The organism is Mycolicibacterium grossiae (assembly GCF_008329645.1).
Taxonomy (GTDB): Bacteria; Actinomycetota; Actinomycetes; order Mycobacteriales; family Mycobacteriaceae; genus Mycobacterium; species Mycobacterium grossiae.
In genome coordinates this window covers 2,820,582-2,837,476 of sequence record NZ_CP043474.1, presented here as the reverse complement: position 1 = coordinate 2,837,476, position 16,895 = coordinate 2,820,582, and the positions used below count along the sequence as shown (strand labels likewise).

Annotated in this window: 15 protein-coding genes; 6 read left to right on the top strand and 9 right to left on the bottom strand. The window is 72.8% G+C overall.

The features are described from left to right. Positions 1–90 precede the first annotated feature (90 nt). The gene (locus FZ046_RS13580; protein ID WP_176749646.1) at positions 91–330 is read left to right on the top strand and encodes a mycoredoxin; all 240 of its coding nucleotides are present in this window, start codon (positions 91–93) and stop codon (positions 328–330) included. A 12-nt stretch (positions 331–342) separates the two neighbouring features. On the opposite strand, the gene nudC is transcribed toward FZ046_RS13580, so the two are convergent. Both nudC and FZ046_RS13570 read right to left on the bottom strand, forming a co-directional pair. After that, on the bottom strand, positions 343–1,269 hold the full coding sequence (nudC, locus tag FZ046_RS13575) for an NAD(+) diphosphatase (RefSeq protein WP_070355582.1): 927 nt from the start codon (positions 1,267–1,269) through the stop codon (positions 343–345). A 3-nt stretch (positions 1,270–1,272) separates the two neighbouring features. Continuing rightward, entirely contained in the window at positions 1,273–2,373 is a 1,101-nt protein-coding gene (locus tag FZ046_RS13570; RefSeq protein ID WP_070355583.1) for a potassium channel family protein, read from the bottom strand. A gap of 45 nt (positions 2,374–2,418) precedes the next feature. Between FZ046_RS13570 and FZ046_RS13565 the strand changes: the two genes are divergently transcribed. After that, entirely contained in the window at positions 2,419–2,829 is a 411-nt protein-coding gene (locus FZ046_RS13565; RefSeq protein ID WP_070355584.1) for a DoxX family protein, read from the top strand. Here FZ046_RS13565 and FZ046_RS13560 read toward each other — a convergent pair. Then, on the bottom strand, positions 2,798–6,154 hold the full coding sequence (locus FZ046_RS13560) for an ATP-dependent helicase (protein ID WP_070355597.1): 3,357 nt from the start codon (positions 6,152–6,154) through the stop codon (positions 2,798–2,800). The two genes, FZ046_RS13565 and FZ046_RS13560, sit on opposite strands and share 32 nt — an antisense overlap. Continuing rightward, positions 6,151–9,300, bottom strand: coding sequence for an ATP-dependent DNA helicase (locus FZ046_RS13555; RefSeq protein ID WP_070355596.1), 3,150 nt, complete (start codon positions 9,298–9,300; stop codon positions 6,151–6,153). The genes FZ046_RS13560 and FZ046_RS13555 overlap by 4 nt, the downstream gene beginning before the upstream one ends. A 64-nt stretch (positions 9,301–9,364) precedes the next feature. Here FZ046_RS13555 and FZ046_RS13550 point away from each other — a divergent pair, with 64 nt between their 5' ends. Next, positions 9,365–10,147: an alpha/beta fold hydrolase gene (locus FZ046_RS13550; protein WP_070355585.1), complete on the top strand. Its 783-nt coding sequence runs from the start codon at positions 9,365–9,367 to the stop codon at positions 10,145–10,147. A 2-nt stretch (positions 10,148–10,149) separates the two neighbouring features. Continuing rightward, positions 10,150–10,455 (top strand): MGMT family protein, encoded by a 306-nt coding sequence (locus FZ046_RS13545; protein ID WP_070355586.1) that lies wholly within the window; start codon positions 10,150–10,152, stop codon positions 10,453–10,455. Here FZ046_RS13545 and FZ046_RS13540 read toward each other — a convergent pair. From FZ046_RS13540 to FZ046_RS13530, 3 genes are all read right to left on the bottom strand, one after another. Beyond that, positions 10,452–11,309, bottom strand: coding sequence for a TIGR02569 family protein (locus FZ046_RS13540; protein ID WP_070355598.1), 858 nt, complete (start codon positions 11,307–11,309; stop codon positions 10,452–10,454). The two genes, FZ046_RS13545 and FZ046_RS13540, sit on opposite strands and share 4 nt — an antisense overlap. A 49-nt stretch (positions 11,310–11,358) precedes the next feature. After that, positions 11,359–12,525 (bottom strand): adenylyltransferase/sulfurtransferase MoeZ, encoded by a 1,167-nt coding sequence (gene moeZ / locus FZ046_RS13535; protein ID WP_328514425.1) that lies wholly within the window; start codon positions 12,523–12,525, stop codon positions 11,359–11,361. Positions 12,526–12,649: 124 nt separating this feature from the next. Beyond that, positions 12,650–13,690, bottom strand: coding sequence for a DUF3152 domain-containing protein (locus FZ046_RS13530; RefSeq protein WP_070355588.1), 1,041 nt, complete (start codon positions 13,688–13,690; stop codon positions 12,650–12,652). 205 nt (positions 13,691–13,895) lie between these two features. Here FZ046_RS13530 and FZ046_RS13525 point away from each other — a divergent pair, with 205 nt between their 5' ends. Further along, positions 13,896–14,582: an HTH-type transcriptional activator FasR gene (locus FZ046_RS13525; protein WP_070355599.1), complete on the top strand. Its 687-nt coding sequence runs from the start codon at positions 13,896–13,898 to the stop codon at positions 14,580–14,582. Here FZ046_RS13525 and FZ046_RS13520 read toward each other — a convergent pair. Next, complete coding sequence (locus tag FZ046_RS13520) at positions 14,569–14,826, bottom strand: DUF3107 domain-containing protein (RefSeq protein WP_070355589.1); 258 nt, start codon at positions 14,824–14,826, stop codon at positions 14,569–14,571. The two genes, FZ046_RS13525 and FZ046_RS13520, sit on opposite strands and share 14 nt — an antisense overlap. Before the next feature lie 554 nt (positions 14,827–15,380). Here FZ046_RS13520 and FZ046_RS27415 point away from each other — a divergent pair. Then, positions 15,381–16,163: a hypothetical protein gene (locus FZ046_RS27415; protein WP_083298513.1), complete on the top strand. Its 783-nt coding sequence runs from the start codon at positions 15,381–15,383 to the stop codon at positions 16,161–16,163. Between the two features lie 3 nt (positions 16,164–16,166). On the opposite strand, the gene FZ046_RS13510 is transcribed toward FZ046_RS27415, so the two are convergent. Further along, a complete protein-coding gene (locus FZ046_RS13510) occupies positions 16,167–16,871 on the bottom strand; it encodes a ferritin-like fold-containing protein (protein ID WP_070355590.1) in 705 nt (234 codons plus the stop codon). Positions 16,872–16,895: the final 24 nt, after the last annotated feature.

Genomic DNA, 16,895 nt, shown 5'->3' with positions numbered 1-16,895 from the left:
TGGCAGGGTGGGCCGACACACGTGGGCCCGGCGGTGGCGTGTCCGTCACCACCGGGCATGGCCCGGCCCGTCGGCTATGTTGAAGGTGCTATGAGCGATCTGACGATGTACACCACGTCGTGGTGCGGCTTCTGTTCCCGGCTGAAGATGGCGCTGCGCGCCGAGGGCATCTCCTGGACCGAGGTCGACATCGAGGCCGACCCCGCCGCGGCGGAGTTCGTCGGCTCGGTCAACAACGGCAACCACGTCGTGCCGACCGTGAAGTTCGCCGACGGTTCGACGCTGACCAATCCCAACGCCAAGCAGGTCAAGGCCAAGCTGGCGGGCTGACGCCGCGCCGGATCAGTCCAGCGCCGCCCAGGATTCGATGATCTCGCGGGCGATCGAGATCGAGCCGGGCAGCAGCAGCCGTGACGTCGAGTCGCTGCTCCAGTCGCCCTCCTCGAGCGCTGCGCGCACCTCGTCGCGGGTGAACCACGCCGCCTCGGCGATCTCGCCGTCGGTGTAGGCGAACTCCTGCTCCGGGTCGGCGATCGCGTGGAAGCCGACCATCAGCGATCGCGGGAACGGCCACGGCTGGCTGCCGAGGTACTGCACGTCGCTCACGGCGAGCCCGATCTCTTCGGCCACCTCCCGCACCACGCACGACTCGAACGACTCGCCGGCCTCGACGAACCCGGCGATCAGCGAGAACAGCCGCTCCGGCCAGACCGTCTGTCGGGCCAGCACCGCGCGGTCGTGGCCGTCGTGCACCAGGCAGATGACGGCGGGATCGATGCGGGGGAATTCCTCGTGCCCGTTGGTCGGGTTGACCCGGGCCCAGCCGCTGCGGATCGGCTTGGTCGGTGAACCGTCGATGGCGCTGAACCGCGCGCTGTCGTGCCAGTTGAGCAGCGCCGTGGCGGTCGACACCAGCTGTGCGCTCGCGTCGTCGAAGACCTGCCCGGCGCGGCGCAGGTCGAGCACCTCGGTGCGGGCCGTCGGATCCTCGGGCGCCTCCAGCGCGGCGCGCACCCCCCACACGTGCCTGCCGTCGTCGAGTCGGCCCAGGAACACCGTGTGCTCGTCGGGGCCCGACGCGTACGCCGCGGCCGCACCGAGCACGACGCGGCCGTCGGAGATCAGCACCTGATTGCGCCGGTCCACCCGCAGCAGCAGCGCATCGGGCCAGCCGGCGATCGCGGCGTCGACGTCGGTGCGCAGCACGTCGGCGCGGTCGGCGCCGACCCGCGACAGCAGCGGGACGTTGCGCAGCAGGAATGAGGCCATGGGTCAGTCGTCCTCCGCATCGGCGGCCTTGACGACCAGCAGCTTGTCCCCCAGTTCCACGGCGTCGGCCTCGGGGGCGTCGATCCGCAGCAGTTCGCCGCCCCGCACCACGCCCAGCACGACGTCCTTCATGTGCCGCGGCGATCCACCGACCTCCTTGGCGGTGACGGCGCGCTCGCTGATGGCGAAGCCGGCGTCGGGCGTCAGCAGGTCCTCCATCACCTCGACCACGCTGGGCGTCTTCTTCGCGACGCCGAGCAGCCGGCCGGCGGTCTCGGAGGTGACGACGGTGGTGTTGGCGCCCGACTGCGTCAGCAGGTGCTTGTTCTCCGCCTCGCGGACCGCAGCGATGATCTTCGCGTTCGGGTTGAGTTCGCGCGCGGTGAGGGTGACGAGCACGGCGTCGGAGTCGCTATTGGCCGCTACGATGATCGTCTCCGCGTGCTGCACGCTGGCGAGCCGCAGCACCTCGGCCTTGGTGGCATCGCCGCGGACGGTGACCAGACCGGCGGCCTTGGCGCGTTCCAGCGCGTAGTCGTTCTGCTCGACGACGACGATGTTGCCCGGCGCGACGTCGTCGCTGACCATCGCGGTCACCGCGGTCTTGCCCTTGGTGCCGTAGCCGACGACGACGGTGTGGTTGCGCACGCTCTTCCTCCAACGCTGAATCTTCAACGCCTGCCGCGACTGCGTGGTCAGCGTCTCGACCGTGGTGCCGATGAGCACGATCAGGAACGCCACCCGCAGCGGGGTGATGACGAGGACGTTCACCAGGCGGGCGGTCTCGGTGTACGGCGTGATGTCGCCGTAGCCGGTGGTCGACAGCGACACCGTGGCGTAGTACAGGCAGTCCAGGAACGTGAGCGGGCTGCTCGCGTCCGGCGTCGACTCGATGTCGCGGTAGCCGTCGCGGTCGAGGTAGACGATCAACACGGCGGCGAACAGCGCGCCGAGCGCCCAGATGACGCGCATGGCGATCCGGCGTGCCGGGCTGACGAAGTCCTCGGGAATGGTGAGGACGTCGACCAGGTCGGCCTCGTGCCGTTCGGTCAGGATCTCGCGGTCCAGCCGCTGCAGCCGTCGGCGCAACTTACCCCTGGCCACGAGGCCCCATCATCCGCCGCCGGCGCTGCACAGCACAATGTAACCATGACCCCCCTGACACCCTCAGCGCACAGCAGCTCCGCGGCCGGCCAGGCCACCGCCCAGCGGATGGGCGCGCTGCTGATCGGCATGGGCGCCCTGCACTTCGTCGCGCCGAAGCCGTTCGACACGATCGTGCCCGCCGAGCTGCCCGGCGGACCGCGCGTGTACACCCACGCCTCCGGTGTCGTCGAGGTGGCGACCGGTGCGCTGCTGCTGGCGCCCCGCACCCGCCGGCTCGGAGCACTCGCGGCCATCGCGCTGTATCTCGCCGTCTACCCGGCGAACGTCAACATGGTCCGGCTGTGGTGGAACAAGGGCTGGCCCGCGCGCCTCGTCGCGCTCGCCCGTCTGCCGCTGCAGGTGCCGATGGTGCTGCAGGCGCTCAAGGTGTACCGCACCGCTCCCCGGAACTGACGGCGCGCGCCGGGTCGGCCGCGGCGAGCAGGCCGGCGATCGCCTCGGCGTCGGGCAGGTCCGCGGGCACCACGGTGGTGCCGCTGCGCACGTAGTGGAATGCCGCACGCACCGTCTCGGGGTCGACGCCGTGCATCGCGGCCCACGCCAGCCGGTAGATCGCCAGCTGTATCGCCCTGTGCTGCAGGTCCTTCGGCTCGTTCGGCTCGTCCCCGGTCTTCCAGTCGACGACGGTGACGCCGCCGTCGGGGTCGGCGAACACGGCGTCGATCCGGCCGCGCACCACGGTGCCGCCGATCACGACGTCGAACGGCGCCTCGACGTCGACCGGTGTGCGGGTGGCCCACGGCGACACCGCGAACGCCGCCTGCAGCTCGGCCAGGTGCTCCGCGTCGGCGCGAGCCAGTTCGCCGTCGACCGCGCCGGGCAGGTCGTCGAGGTCGAACAGCCGCTCGGCGTGGAAGAACCGCTGCACCCAGTCGTGGAACGCGGTGCCCAGCGCGGCGTGCCGATCGGGACGGACCGGCAGCCGTCGGCGTAGCCGCTCCGCCGCGCCCGCCGGGTCGCGGCCGAGGTCCACCACCGCACTCACCGACAGCTGCCCCGGCAAAGCGACCGGCGGCAGGTCGCGGCCGCGTGCCCGCTCGGCGAGCAGCGCATCCACGTCGGCGGCCCAGCCCTCGGGGTCAGCGACGTCGGGGTCAGCGACGTCGGGGGCGTCGCCGTCCGGGTCGTCGGGATCGTCGAGGCGCCCCTCGAGTGCCCCGGCCTGCACCGGCCCCGCAGCCATCGCCGCGGTGACCAGCTCTGCGCCGCGGCGGACGTCGTCGTCGGCGGCCGTCGGTGCGACCGGCGGCCAGGTCCGCTCGATCATCTGATCCTTCAGCGGATTCGGTTCGCCGTCGGCCGGGGCCGGCGCCCACTGGACGATCTCGCCGCACGGCTCGCCCGCGGCGTCGGCCGCCACCAGGACGTCGCGGATCTCGGTGAGGAAGTCCGACGGTCCGCGGGGCGTGAGTTCGGTGGCACCCCAGTGGTGTCCGGAGATCAGCAGCGTGTCCTCGGCGCGGGTGATCGCGACGTAGAGCAGGCGGCGCTCCTCGTCCACGCGTCGCTGGTCGAGGCTCTTCTTGTGCGCGGCGATGCGGTCGCCGAGCATCTTGCGGTCGGTCACGTCGGAGGTGTCGAGCACCGGTACGCCGTGCTCGGACTCGGTGGCCCGGTCACCGCGCAGCAGCGGCGGCAGGTCGGCGGCGTCGGTCAGCCAGGTGCGGGCGAGCGCCGTCGACGGGAACACCCGGGCGCTGAGGTGCGGCACGGCGACGACCTCCCACTCGAGGCCCTTCGCCGCGTGCACGGTGAGGACCTGCACGCGGTCGCGGGCCACCGTCACCTCGGCGGGCGCCAGGCCGTTCTCGACCGTCATCGCCGCGTCGAGGAACGCGAGCAGTCCGGGCACCGACTCCGAGGAGCGCGCGGCGAAATCGGCAACCACGTCGGCGAAGGCATCGAGGTGCTCGGTCCCCGTCCAGCCGGATGCCACCGGCTGCCGGGCACGCGCCTCGGCGTCGACGCCCAGCAGGCGGCGCACCTCGGCGACGAAGTCGGGCAGCGGATGGTGCAGTTGAGCGCGCAGCGCGGTCAGTTCGCGGCCCAGTGCGACCACCCGCTCGTGACCGTCGGCCGAATACCGTTGTGGCGCTCCGGGATCGCAGATGGCGTCGGCGAGGCACGCGGTGTCGGCGTCGGAAGCGGCCTCGGCGACGATGTCGGCGACGGTCGCGTCGGCCGCCCGTCCACCGCCGTCGAGTTCGACGGCGCGACGCCACAGCGCCACGACGTCCGCGGCGCCCAGCCGCCAGCGCGGCCCGGTCAGCACCCGCATCGCGGCCGGGCCCGCGGTCGGGTCGGCGGCCAGCCGCAGCATCGCGACGACGTCGGCCACCTCGGGGATCGACAGCAGACCGGCCAGGCCCACCACCTCGACCGGCACGCCGCGGGTGGTGAGCGCCTCCGCCATCGGCGCGGCGTCGGCGTTGCGGCGCACCAGCACCGCGGCAGTGGGCACCGGCTCCTCGGCGTCGAGCGCGGCGTGCCAGCGCCGGGCGACCTCGTCGGCGACCCAGTCGCGTTCGGCCGCCACGTCGGACAGCAGGGCGCACCGGATCGTGCCGGGCCGGGCGTCGGGACGCGGCAGCAGTTCCCGCACCGACACCGACCGGCGCCGCGCCTCGGCCGACACCGCGTTGGCGAGACGCAGCGCGCGCGGCGGGTTGCGCCAACTGGTGCGCAGCTCGAGCGTGGGCGCCGGGCTGCCGTCGGCGCGCGGGAAGTCCGTGGTGAAGCGCGGCAGGTTCGTGGCCGAGGCGCCGCGCCAACCGTAGATGGACTGGATCGGGTCGCCGACCGCGGTGAGGGCGAGGTCGTCGTCCGCGCCGCCGCCGAACAGCGCCGACAGCGCCACCCGCTGCGCGTGTCCGGTGTCCTGGTACTCGTCGAGCAGCACCACCCGGTAACGGCTGCGCAGCTCGGCACCGACCTGCGGGAACCGCGCGGCCAGCCGCGCCGCGGCCGACATCTGCATGCCGAAGTCCATGACGTGGTCGGCGCGCATGCGGGCGTGCAGCGCATCGACCAGCGGAATGAGTTCGGTGCGCTCGGTCTGCGCGGCGAGCATCTTCAGCAGCGCCTGCGTGGGACCGCGGTCGCGCTGGCCGGGGCCCGCGGGCAGCGTCAGCACCAGGCGCTCCAGCTCGGCGTGGGTGTCGCGCAGCTCGGCGGTGTCCACCAGGTGCTCGGCCAACTGCGAGGCCAGGCGCAGCACCATGTCGGTGACCGTCGCCGGCGACTTGGCCAGCTCGAGGCGCTCCGGGTGCTCGCAGACGACGCGGAACGCCAACTGCCACAGCTCCGTCTCGCTGATGAGCCGCGTCGCCGGTTCGACCGGGAGCAACAGGCCGTGCTCACGCAGCAGCGTGCCCGCGAACGCGTGATAGGTGCTGACCGTGGGGTGTTCGTCGGCGACGTCGTCCCCGGGCATCAGACCCGCACCGGCCAGCCGGGCCAGTCGCGTGCGCACGCGGCGCAGCAGCTGACCGGCCGCCTTGCGGGTGAAGGTGAGGCCCAACACTTCTCCGGGACGCGCATAGCCGTTGGCGACCAGCCAGACCACCCGCGCCGCCATCGTCTCGGTCTTGCCGGCCCCCGCGCCGGCGATAACCACCAGCGGCCCGGGCGGCGCCGCGATCACCGCGGCCTGCTCGTCGGTCGGGGCGAAGATGCCCAACGCTTCGGCGAGGTCGGTGGGGCTGAAGCGCGGCGTCACGACCGGCCCTCCTTCGCGGCGTTGGCCGGGCATAGGGCGCTGACCGGGCAGTGCGCGCAGCCGTCGTTGACGCGCGCGGTGAACTCGGGTCCCCGGGTCGCGGCGGCGGCGCGGGCCACCCCGGCGCGCCACTGCTCGCGCGCATCGGCACCCATCGGGTCCTGTTCACGCTCGCACGCGCCCGACGCGGTGGGCTTGCCCAGGTACACCAGCCGCCCGCCACCGGCCTGATCACCCTGCGGCAGCAGCCCTTCGGCGATCGCGAGCTGGTAGGCGGCGAGCTGCGCGTGGCGCTGCGCGTCGTCCTTGCTGACGGGCGTCTTGCCCGTCTTCAGGTCGACGACCACCAGGCGCCCCTCGGCGTCGCGCTCCAGCCGGTCGACGCGGCCGCGCACCCGCACCGCCGGGCCGTCCGGACCCGCGGGGAGCACGCCGTCGACGTCCACCTCGGTGCCCACCACGCCGTACCGGCCGCGGGTGTCGGCGAGCCACTGCACGAACGCGACGAGCATGGCGCGGTGCCGCTCGAGTTCGTTGGCGGCATGCCACGGCGCGTCGAACGGCAGCTCGGGCCAGGACCGCTCCAGCGCGGCGAGCATCCGTTCCTCGGTCATGCCGGGCTCGGACACCAGCGCGTGCACCAGCGAGCCGAGCGCCGAACGGACGTCGCGGCGGTCGGCGCCGCCGTGCCGCTCGAGCAGCCAGCGCAGCGGACAGTCGGTGAGCGTCTGCAGCGTCGACGGGGACAGCGCCACCACGTGCTCGTCGCCGGCCCACAGCGGCTCCGTGGTCGAGGTCGCGGTGGTGGCGTGCCAGTGCGCCGGATCGGCCCCGGCGACGCCGGCGGCGGCCAGACGGCCCAGCTGCGCCGCCGCGTGGGCACGGTGCTCCGGTGTCACCGCCTCGGCGGGGGCGCACACCACCGCGCGCAACCGCCCGACCAGCGCCGCCGGGGTCAGCACGCGCGGCGCCCGAACCGGCGGGGCGTCCTGCGGCACGTCCTCGGTGGCGAAGGCGGCGAGTTCGGCGACGAAGGGCGACGGCAGTGCCGACTCGTCGTCCTCGCCGCCGTCCACGGCGGTCACCACGACCTGACGACGGGCCCGGCCGAGTGCGGCGACCAGCAGCCGCCGCTCCTCGGCCAGCAGCGGCGCGCGGCTGGACACCGTGGTGCCCGACGAGTCCGCCACGCCGTCGAGCACGTCGACCAGGTGTCCGGTGCCGAGCACGCCGCCACGCGGAACGGTGTTGGGCCATAGACCTTCCTGCAGTCCGGCCAACACGACGACGTCCCACTCGCGCCCCAGCGCGGCGTGCGCACTGAGCACGGCGACGCCGTCGTCGGCGCGCCGGTCGTCGCGGTGGGTCACCGCGAGCGTCATGCCGCGGACGTGATCGACGAAGCCGGTGAGGGTGGCGCCGGTGGTGCGGGTGACGTATTGCTCGGCGACGTCGAAGAGCGCCGTCACCGCGTCGAGGTCGCGGGTCGCCTGGATCGCTGCGCCGCCGCTGCGCTCGACGGCCGCCAGCCAGCGGCGCTGCAGCCCGCAGTGGTGCCATGCCTGCCAGAGCGTGAACCGCGGGTCCTGCCCGGCGGCGTGGCTGCGCGCGGCCCCGGCGAGCACGCTGCGGACCCGGCGCAGCGGGCGGGCCAGCTGGTCGGGCAGCTCGGCACTGCCCGCACCGTCGAGTTCGGCGAGCAGCAGGTCGGGGAAGTCGCGCGGCGGTCGGCTGCCGTCGGCGCGGCGCAGTGAGCGACGCAGCTGCCGCAGCGACACCGGGTCGACGCGGCCGATGGGCCCGGTGACCAGGTCGACCGCGCGGGCGCCGTCGAGGCCGCCGGCCACGCAGTCGAGCACCGTCAGCAGCGCACCGACCGCCGGGTACTCCGCCAGCGGCGCACCGAGGGGTTGGCGTTCGACCGGGACGCCCGCCGCGGCGAGCGTACGGCCCAGCGCCGCACCGGCACTGGGCATCGACCGCACCAGGACGGCCATCCGCTCCCACGGCACCCCGTCGACGAGGTGCGCGCGGCGCAGCGCGTCGGCGATCATCGTGGACTCGGCGTGCGGGGAGGCGGCGATCCGCACGGCCACCGCTCCCGGCACGTCCTCGTCGCCGGTCACCGCGCGCGCCGGATCAGCGCCCGGCAACCGGGCGGCGATGCCGCTCACGGCGCGGGCCACGGCCGCCGCGCAGCGGTGCGACCGGGTGAGCAGGACCGCCGGGTCCTCGGTGCGCAGCAGGCCCGGATCGGCGCCGCGGTAGCCGAACACCGACTGGTTGGCGTCGCCGGCGAAGACCGCGAGGTCCGCACCCGCCGCGAGCACCCGAACCAGGTGCGCGGCCTGCGGGTCGAGATGCTGCGCGTCGTCGACCAATAGCAGGTCGACGCGGGCGCGTTCGGCGGCCAACAGGTCGGCGTCGGCGGCCAGCGCGTCCAGGGCCGCGCCGACGAGTTCGGCGGCACCCAGCGCGGGCACGGTGGCCTGCGGCGCCGCCATGCCGACCGCCGAGCGCAGCAGCATGACCTGCTCGTAGACCTGCGCGAACCGGCCCGCCGCCACCCACTGCGGACGGCCGTGTCTGCGGCCGAGACGTTGCAGCGCAACGGGATCGACGCCGCGCTCGGCGCAGCGGGCGAGCAGGTCGCGCAGCTCGGTGGCGAACCCGGCGGTGCGCAGCGCCGGTCGCAGCTCGTCGGGCCAGCCCACGGCCGAGCGGTCACCGTCGGCGACGTCGCCCTCCAGCAGGTCGCGGATGATGCCGTCCTGCTCCGCGCCGGTGACGAGGCGCGGCGGCGCATCGCCGTTGCGCTGCGCGGCCGCCCGCAGCACCGCGAACGCGTAGGAGTGCACGGTGCGCACCAGCGGTTCGCGCACCGCCCGCGGCCCGGACGCGCCGTCACCGAGCAGCGCCGTGGTGACCGCCGCACGGGCCTGCGCGCCGAGCCGCGCCGAACCAGTCAGCAGCAGAACCGATTCCGGCGACGTGCCCGCGGCGATGCGCGCCGTCGCGATGCGGGTCAGCAGCGTCGTCTTGCCGGTACCGGGCCCACCGAGCACGCGCACGCGCCCCCGCAGCCCGGGGTCGGTCAGGGCGTCGGGCGACGGGACGGCGGGCGTCGGAGCGGGCGGGATGGGCATGAGGAGAATGACACCACGGGGGTCCGACACGTCGGCGTCGGTCGAGGCTGGCAGCATCGGACGGGTGACGCAGAGCCTGAACACCCACCGCTTCGGTCCGCCCGGTCCCGCCCGGGTCCTGGCCGTCCACGGACTGACCGGTCACGGGCGGCGGTGGCAGTCGCTCGCCGAGCAGCACCTCGCCGACGTCGCCGTGCTGGCACCCGATCTCATCGGTCACGGCCGATCGTCGTGGGATGCACCGTGGACCATCGACGCCAACACCGCCGCGCTGGCGGCCCTGCTCGACGCCGAGGGCGGCGCCCCGGTGGTCGTCGTCGGGCACTCCTTCGGCGGCGCGCTGGCGCTGAACCTCGCCGCCGCGCGTCCCGACCTCATCACCGCGCTGGTGCTGCTCGACCCCGCCGTCGCACTCGACGGGGCACGGATGCGCGAGATCGCCGACGAGATGTACGCCTCCCCGGACTACACCGATCGCGAGGAAGCACGGCAGGAGAAGGTGAACGGCTCCTGGGGCGAGGTGGACCCCGCGGAGGTGGAGCGCGAACTCGACGAACACCTGGTGCCGTTGCCCAACGGACGCGTCGGCTGGCGCATCGGCATCCCGGCGATGCTGTGCTACTGGAGCGAGTTGACCCGCGCGGTCACGGTGCCGCGGGACGGCACGCCGACGACGCTGGTGCGGGCCACGAAGGTGCAACCGCCCTATGCCACCGACGAACTCGTCGAGGCGCTCGACACCGGGCTGGGCGACGACTTCACGCTGCTCGAGTGGGACTGCGACCACATGGTGCCGCTGGCCCGCCCCGCGGAGACCGCCGCGGTGATCCGCGACCGCCTGGGCTGAAAATGGCGGCGATCACCGACGCGCAGGTCGAGGCCGTGCGCGCGCTGGTCGCCGCGGTCCCGGCCGGCGCGGTGACGACCTACGGCGACATCGCCGACGCGGCGGGGCTCGCCAGCCCGCGGATCGTCGCGTGGATCATGCGCACCGACTCCTCGGATCTGCCGTGGCACCGCGTGATCCGAGCCTCCGGCACGCCGGCGCCGCACCTGGCGGAGCGGCAACTGGAACTGCTGTGCGCCGAGGGGGTCCTGGCGACCGACGGGCGGGTGCCGCTGTCCGAGCACCGGCACCGCTTCGAGGCGCGTTAGAGGACCAGGCGGACCAGCGCCGCGGTGCGCGCCAACCCGGGGAACACGGCCGCGGTGGAGCGGGGGTGCAGCGCGTGCACGGCGAGCCGGAAGATCAACGCGCGCAACAGCATCTGCGGCCATTCCGAGAGCGACGACCAGCGTTCGACGAGACCGTCGTCGGCCTCACCCCACGCCAGGGCGTCCACCACCACGACGCCCGCGGCCCACGACGCCGGCCGCCAGTACGGCGTGATGTCGGTGATGCCCGGCGCCGCCGTCCCCGCGAACAGCACCGTGCCGTAGAGGTCGCCGTGCACCAGTTGGCTCGGCGCGCGCGTCGGCTTGCGCAGTGCGGCGAGCTGGTTGATCAGGTCGACCGAGCGCTGCCCGTCGGCCGAGCCGGGCGCGAACTGCGCACCGGGCGGCAGGTTGTGCAGCGGCCGGTCCTCCCACGCCGCACGGTCGGCGGCGATGAAGACGTCGACCTCGGTCCACGGCACCGCGGGCGGTTGGGTCAGGAACCGCGGCCGCTCGAGCTTGGCGGTGGCCTCGTGCAGCCGCACCGCAGCGGAGACCACCTCGTCGTGCCGCGGCTCGGGATTGCCGGCCACGAAGGTGTCGGCGCGCCAGCCCGCGACCACGTACCGACCGTCGGTGGAGCGCACGGGACGGGCCAGCCGCACGCCGTCGACGAACAGCGTCTCGCGCACCTTCGCCGACCACGCGGCGCGCGCGGGATCGGCCACCATCGACAGCACGACCTCGCCGCAGCGCCAGCCGCCCTCCCACCCGCTGCCGAGGGCGACCGGGGCCAACCCGGTCAGCCCGAACGCCGTCAACACGTGGTCGGGCGGCCCATCGGCGCTGGGCATCGGGACGGTCACGCCGCTCAGCCTAAGCCGTTGACCGGCCGATCAGCCGTCAGTACATCACCATGTCGGGTTCGAGTTGCTTGGCCCACGCCACGATCCCGCCCTGCAGGTGCAGCGCATCGGAGAAGCCGGCCTTCTTCACCGCGGCCAGCGCCTCCGCCGACCGCACGCCGGTCTTGCAGTACAGCACCGCGACGCGGTCCTGCGGCAGCTTCGCGAGACCGTCGCCCGCCTCGAGCGTCGACTTCGGGATCAGCTCGGCGCCCTCGATGTGGTTGATCTCCCACTCGACGGGCTCGCGGACGTCGATCAGCGCGACGTTGCGGCCGGTGTCGATCATCTCCCGCAGCTCGCGCGGGGTGACCGTCGCTCCGGCCGCGGCATCGGCGGCCGCTTCGCTCACGACGCCGCAGAACGCCTCGTAGTCGATCAACTCGGTGATCTTCGGAGTGGCCGGATCCTTGCGGATCTTGATGGTGCGGTAGGTCATGTCCAGCGCGTCGTACACCATGAGCCGACCGAGCAGGGGCTCGCCGATGCCGGTGATGAGCTTGATCGCCTCGGTGCCCATCACCGACGCGATCGACGCACACAGGATGCCGAGCACCCCGCCCTCCGCGCACGACGGCACCATGCCCGGGGGCGGCGGCTCGGGGTAGAGGTCCCGGTAGTTCAGGCCCAACCCGTCCGGGGCGTCCTCCCAGAACACCGACACCTGACCCTCGAAGCGGTAGATCGACCCCCACACGTAGGGCTTGTGCGCCAGCACCGCCGCGTCGTTCACCAGGTAGCGGGTAGCGAAGTTGTCGGTGCCGTCCAGGATGAGGTCGTACTGCGAGAAGAGGTCGACCGCGTTGTCGGGCTCCAACCGGAACTCGTGCAGGTTGACCGTCACCAGCGGATTGACCTCGAGCACCGACTCGCGGGCGCTCTGCGCCTTCGAACGGCCGATGTCGGACTGGCCGTGGATGATCTGGCGCTGCAGATTGGACTCGTCGACGACGTCGAACTCGACGATGCCGATCGTGCCGACGCCGGCCGCGGCCAGGTAGAGCAGCGTGGGCGAGCCCAGACCGCCGGCGCCGATGACCAGCACCTTGGCGTTTTTCAGCCGCTTCTGACCATCGACACCGAGATCCGGGATGATCAGGTGGCGGCTGTAGCGCGCCACCTCCTCGCGGGTGAGCGTCGCCGCGGGCTCGACCAGCGGCGGCAAGGACGTGGGATCACCGGGCACGTGAACTCCTCGTGATCGAAGGCGGACCCCGGTGACTTCCGCACCAGGCACAGTCATTCAACGGTAACCACCGCTCAGACCTTCCCGGCGGGTCCCGGCCGGATCAGGCGATCGGGTAGGGCCAGGGGTTGAACCGGCAGGTGCGCCCGTCGGCCTGCACCGATTCGGGGTCGAAGCGGGCGTTGTCGTCGTTGCTGACCGAGAACGTCTGCTGCATCATGATCGGCGCCAGGGCGCCGTTCTCGCCGCACGGCTCGTGCTTCTGGTAGCCGATGGCGTGGCCGACCTCGTGGTTGATGAGGTACTGCCGGTAGGAGCCCACGTCGCCCTGGAACGGCACCGCGCCCCGCACCCACCGGGCCTCGTTGAGGAACACCCGCGGCTGGTCGGTGAGGTAGGCGGGGTTGAAGCAGGACGTCTCGATCGGGATGTCGTAGCCGCAGCCCTCCCGGACCGTCATCGGCGAGGTCAGCGAGACGCGGAAGTCGGGGACGACGGCGGGATCGTCGGTGCGCTGGAAGGCGAACTGCGGATTGTGCGTCCAGCTCTTCGGGTTGGACAGGGTCTCGGTGACCATGCGGGCGAAGGCCTCGTCACCGCCGATCGACGCCGTGTCGACGCCGTCCTCGACCTCGACGCTGTAGGTGAACGTCTTGGTGGTGCCCTCCCCCACCTTCGGCGTGGCACCGGGAACCACGTGCCAGGTCTTCGCGCCCGCCTCGGTGAACGGGCCGCCGTCGGGCAGGATGCCGGTCGGCAGGTTGGCGTCGAACTGCGTCAGCCCCTTCGGCGGGGCGCCGAGGATGGCGGTGCTGCCCGCGGTGATCGTGGGCGGCCCCTGCACCGGGCCGTCGGCCTCGGTCTGGCTGGCCGGCGCGGGCGCGGTGAGGGTCTGGTACACGACGACGAGCGTCAGCACGGCCAGCACGGGGATGGCGTAGGCGCGCCAACCGTAGGTCGAGACGAACCTGCCGAGCCAGGTCTGCTTGCGCAGCTGCTGGTGCTCGTCGCGCCTGGACCGCGGCCGTCCCGGATCGCCTGCCACCGGATCGCGTTGTGCGCGCAGCGGCTCGCGCCACTCGTTGCGCAGTACGGGCGCACGACCGCCCCCGCGACGTTCCGGACCCACCGGTCCTCCGCGCATGCGGGAGTCTTGGGTCACCGGACCAGAATGGCACAGCCCGACGCCGTAGTCCGCGACGGCGCGCCACTCGAACTGGCCTCCGACGGCAGATCACCCAGGGCGTTCGCCGGGAGTAGTAAGGTCGGTGCGATGACCGGCCGGCGCATCCGCGGGCCGCAACCGATCGAACCGGGGGACGTCTGAGGCGACCCAGATTGAGGACGTGATGAGCGATCTCGCCAACGCCGCCGAGAGGAGAGGCGCGCAGCCGCCGAACGGCGACGCCGCCTCCGGGCGGTCGGCGGGGGGCAACCGACGCGGCAACCGTCTCCCCCGCGACGAGCGTCGCGGCCAGCTCCTCATCGCCGCCAGCGAGGTCTTCGTCGACCGTGGCTATCACGCCGCGGGCATGGACGAGATCGCCGACCGCGCCGGGGTCAGCAAACCCGTGCTCTATCAACACTTCTCGTCGAAGCTGGAGCTGTATCTCGCCGTGCTGCAGCGGCACGTCGACAACCTGGTGTCCGGCGTGCGTCAGGCGCTGCGCACGACCACCGACAACCGGCGCCGGCTGCACGCCGCGGTCGGCGCGTTCTTCGACTTCATCGAGCACGACAGCCAGGGTTACCGGCTGATCTTCGAGAACGACTACGTCACCGAACCGTTGGTGTCCGAGCAGGTGAAGATGGCCACCGAGTCGTGCACCGACGCGGTGTTCGACCTCATCAGCATCGACTCCGGCCTGGAAGCCCACCGCGCCCGCATGATCGCGGTGGGCCTGGTGGCCGTCAGCGTGGACAGCGCCCGCTACTGGCTGAACAACGACCGACCGATCTCGAAGGAGGCGGCGGTCGACGGCACCGTTCAGTTCGCTTGGGGCGGACTGTCACACGTGCCGCTCACCCGTTCTTGACGGCCTCCGCGCCGACGGTCCCGATGCCGAAGCCGACGCGGCGTGAGTCCGAGGGACCGATCTCGACGTAGGTGATCCGCGCGCTCTGCACCAGGAACAGACGACCCTTCTCGTCGGTCAGGCTCAACACCGTGCCGTCCTGGCCCAACGCGTCGGTGACGACCTTCTCCACCTCACTCGGCGACTGCGCGCTGTTCAGAACCAACTCGCGCGGGCTGTCGGCGACACCGATCTTGACCTCCACCGCTGAACCTTCCGTCGACGAATGCTTGTCTCACCCGAAAGGCTAGTGGACACCGCACTCCGGCGGTTCGGCGGTGCGCGAACACCGTCCCCGCCGGGCGAGGTCACCGCCGCCTTGTCCAACCCGAGTCCCGACCGTGACCTCACCCGGCCGCGCGTCCGCCTCACCCGTCACTTCCGCCTCGTTAGCATCAGGACTGGCAGTGATCGACGACCACGGGAAGCGTGATGAGCAGGGATTTTCCACCGTATTCGCCCCGATCGGGATCGCGCGCGGAGTCGTGGCGCCCAGACCGGAGCCGCGGTGCCTACGACGACGACGGCCGGTACGGCGCGACCCACGGCGGCGCTTCGGCCTACGGCAGTGACCGCGCCTACGCTTCCGCCGACGGCGACGACACGCCCTACGGCAGCGACACCGCCTACGGCGACGGTGGCGCCCGCAGCTTCGGCAGCACGTACGGCTACGACCACGGCACCCCCCGCGCCCGCCGGTACACACGCTCCTCCGCCTCGACCTCCGCTCCGTATCCGCCGGAGTACACGCCGTCCTACCTGACCGAGTCGCGCACCGACGGCGGCGGATCCGGTCGCTACGCGCACCGCACCCAGGTCCTCGACGACGACCGTCGAACCCATCGGGACGAGAACGGCGGTCACCCCCGAGACGACGCCTACGACGCCTACGACGGCGCCGACGCCGACGCCGACGCCGAGAACTACCCCGACGACGTCTACAAGTACTACGAGCCGCTCGACCGGCGCTGGGTGTGGGTGGCCGGTGTCGCCGGCGCCATCCTGCTCGTCGCGGTGATCTGCACCGTCGTCATCCTGGGCGGCGGGGACAGCGGCTCGGTGTCGGCGACCGTCGCCGCGCCGACCACCAGCGGCGCGCCCGCCACCACACCGAGCGAGCCCGCGTTCACCTCCGCACGCCCGACCGCGCCGCCGCCGCCCGTGGCGTCACTGCCCGCCGAGACCGTCACCACGGTGTCGCCGACGCCCAGCGCGACCGCCGCGCCGCCGGCCGCACCCGCTCCGGCCCCGGCACCGGACCCCGCGGCCGCCCCGGGAACCATCACCTACGCGGTCACGGGCACGCGCTCGCTGCTCGACCTGGTCACCGTCATCTACACCGACGCCCAGGGCGCCCTGCAGACCGACGTCAACGTGGCGTTGCCGTGGCACAAGACCATCGTGCTGGACCCCGGCGTGACCCTGACCTCGGTGACCGCGACGAGCGTCACCGGTCAGCTGAACTGCGCGATCACCGATGCCGCGGGAGCGACGATCGCCGCCCAGACCAGCAATTCGCTGATCACGACCTGCACCAGGTAGGGCTCAGCCGAGGCCGAGTTCGCGGACCCGCGAGGTGTGCGTGCGCTGCAGGCGGTCGAAGAAGCCCGCCAGCTGCTCGAGGCCCTCGCCGCTGGCCACCACCAGGTCGACGAGTTCGTCGTGGTCGGCCAGGACGAACTGCGCCTGCGTGATGGCCTCACCCAGCAGGCGGCGCGACCACAGCGCCAGGCGGTGGCGCTGCTTCTCGCTCGCGGTGACCGCGGCCTTCACCTCGGCGACGACGAACTGCGAGTGCCCCGTCTCCGAGAGCACCGCCCGCACCACCGCGGCCGCCTCGGCGGGCAGCGCGTCGGCGATCTCGAGGTAGAAGTCGGCGGCCAGCGCATCGCCGATGTAGGTCTTCACCAGCGCCTCGAGCCACGTGCTGGGCGTCGTCAGCCGGTGGTAGTTCTCCAGTGCCGGAGCGTATTTCGTCATCGCCCGCACCACGTCGACGCCACGCTGCTCGAGCGCCTCGCGCAGCACCTCGTAGTGGTTCATCTCGGCGGCGGCCATGCTGGCCATGTTGATCCGGCCTGCCAGATTCGGCGCCATGCGCGCCTCCTCGGTCAGCCGGTAGAAGGCCGCCACCTCGCCGTACGCCAGGAGCGCGAACAGCTCGTGAACGCCGGGGTGATCGGCCGTGACACCACGGTCGACGGGGGCCGAGGCCTGCTCTCCGGTGGCCGCCGGCTGGGTCGGAGTCATGGGTCGACTCTAGACGCCGCGGGT

Coding starts and splice junctions, on each gene's coding strand:
- FZ046_RS13580 (WP_176749646.1), top strand. CDS start 91: ATGAGCGATCTGACGATGTACACCACGTCGTGGTGCGGCTTCTGTTCC.
- nudC (WP_070355582.1), bottom strand. CDS start 1,269: ATGGCCTCATTCCTGCTGCGCAACGTCCCGCTGCTGTCGCGGGTCGGC.
- FZ046_RS13565 (WP_070355584.1), top strand. CDS start 2,419: ATGACCCCCCTGACACCCTCAGCGCACAGCAGCTCCGCGGCCGGCCAG.
- FZ046_RS13555 (WP_070355596.1), bottom strand. CDS start 9,300: ATGCCCATCCCGCCCGCTCCGACGCCCGCCGTCCCGTCGCCCGACGCC.
- FZ046_RS13545 (WP_070355586.1), top strand. CDS start 10,150: ATGGCGGCGATCACCGACGCGCAGGTCGAGGCCGTGCGCGCGCTGGTC.
- FZ046_RS13540 (WP_070355598.1), bottom strand. CDS start 11,309: ATGCCCAGCGCCGATGGGCCGCCCGACCACGTGTTGACGGCGTTCGGG.
- FZ046_RS13530 (WP_070355588.1), bottom strand. CDS start 13,690: ATGCGCGGAGGACCGGTGGGTCCGGAACGTCGCGGGGGCGGTCGTGCG.
- FZ046_RS13525 (WP_070355599.1), top strand. CDS start 13,896: ATGAGCGATCTCGCCAACGCCGCCGAGAGGAGAGGCGCGCAGCCGCCG.
- FZ046_RS13510 (WP_070355590.1), bottom strand. CDS start 16,871: ATGACTCCGACCCAGCCGGCGGCCACCGGAGAGCAGGCCTCGGCCCCC.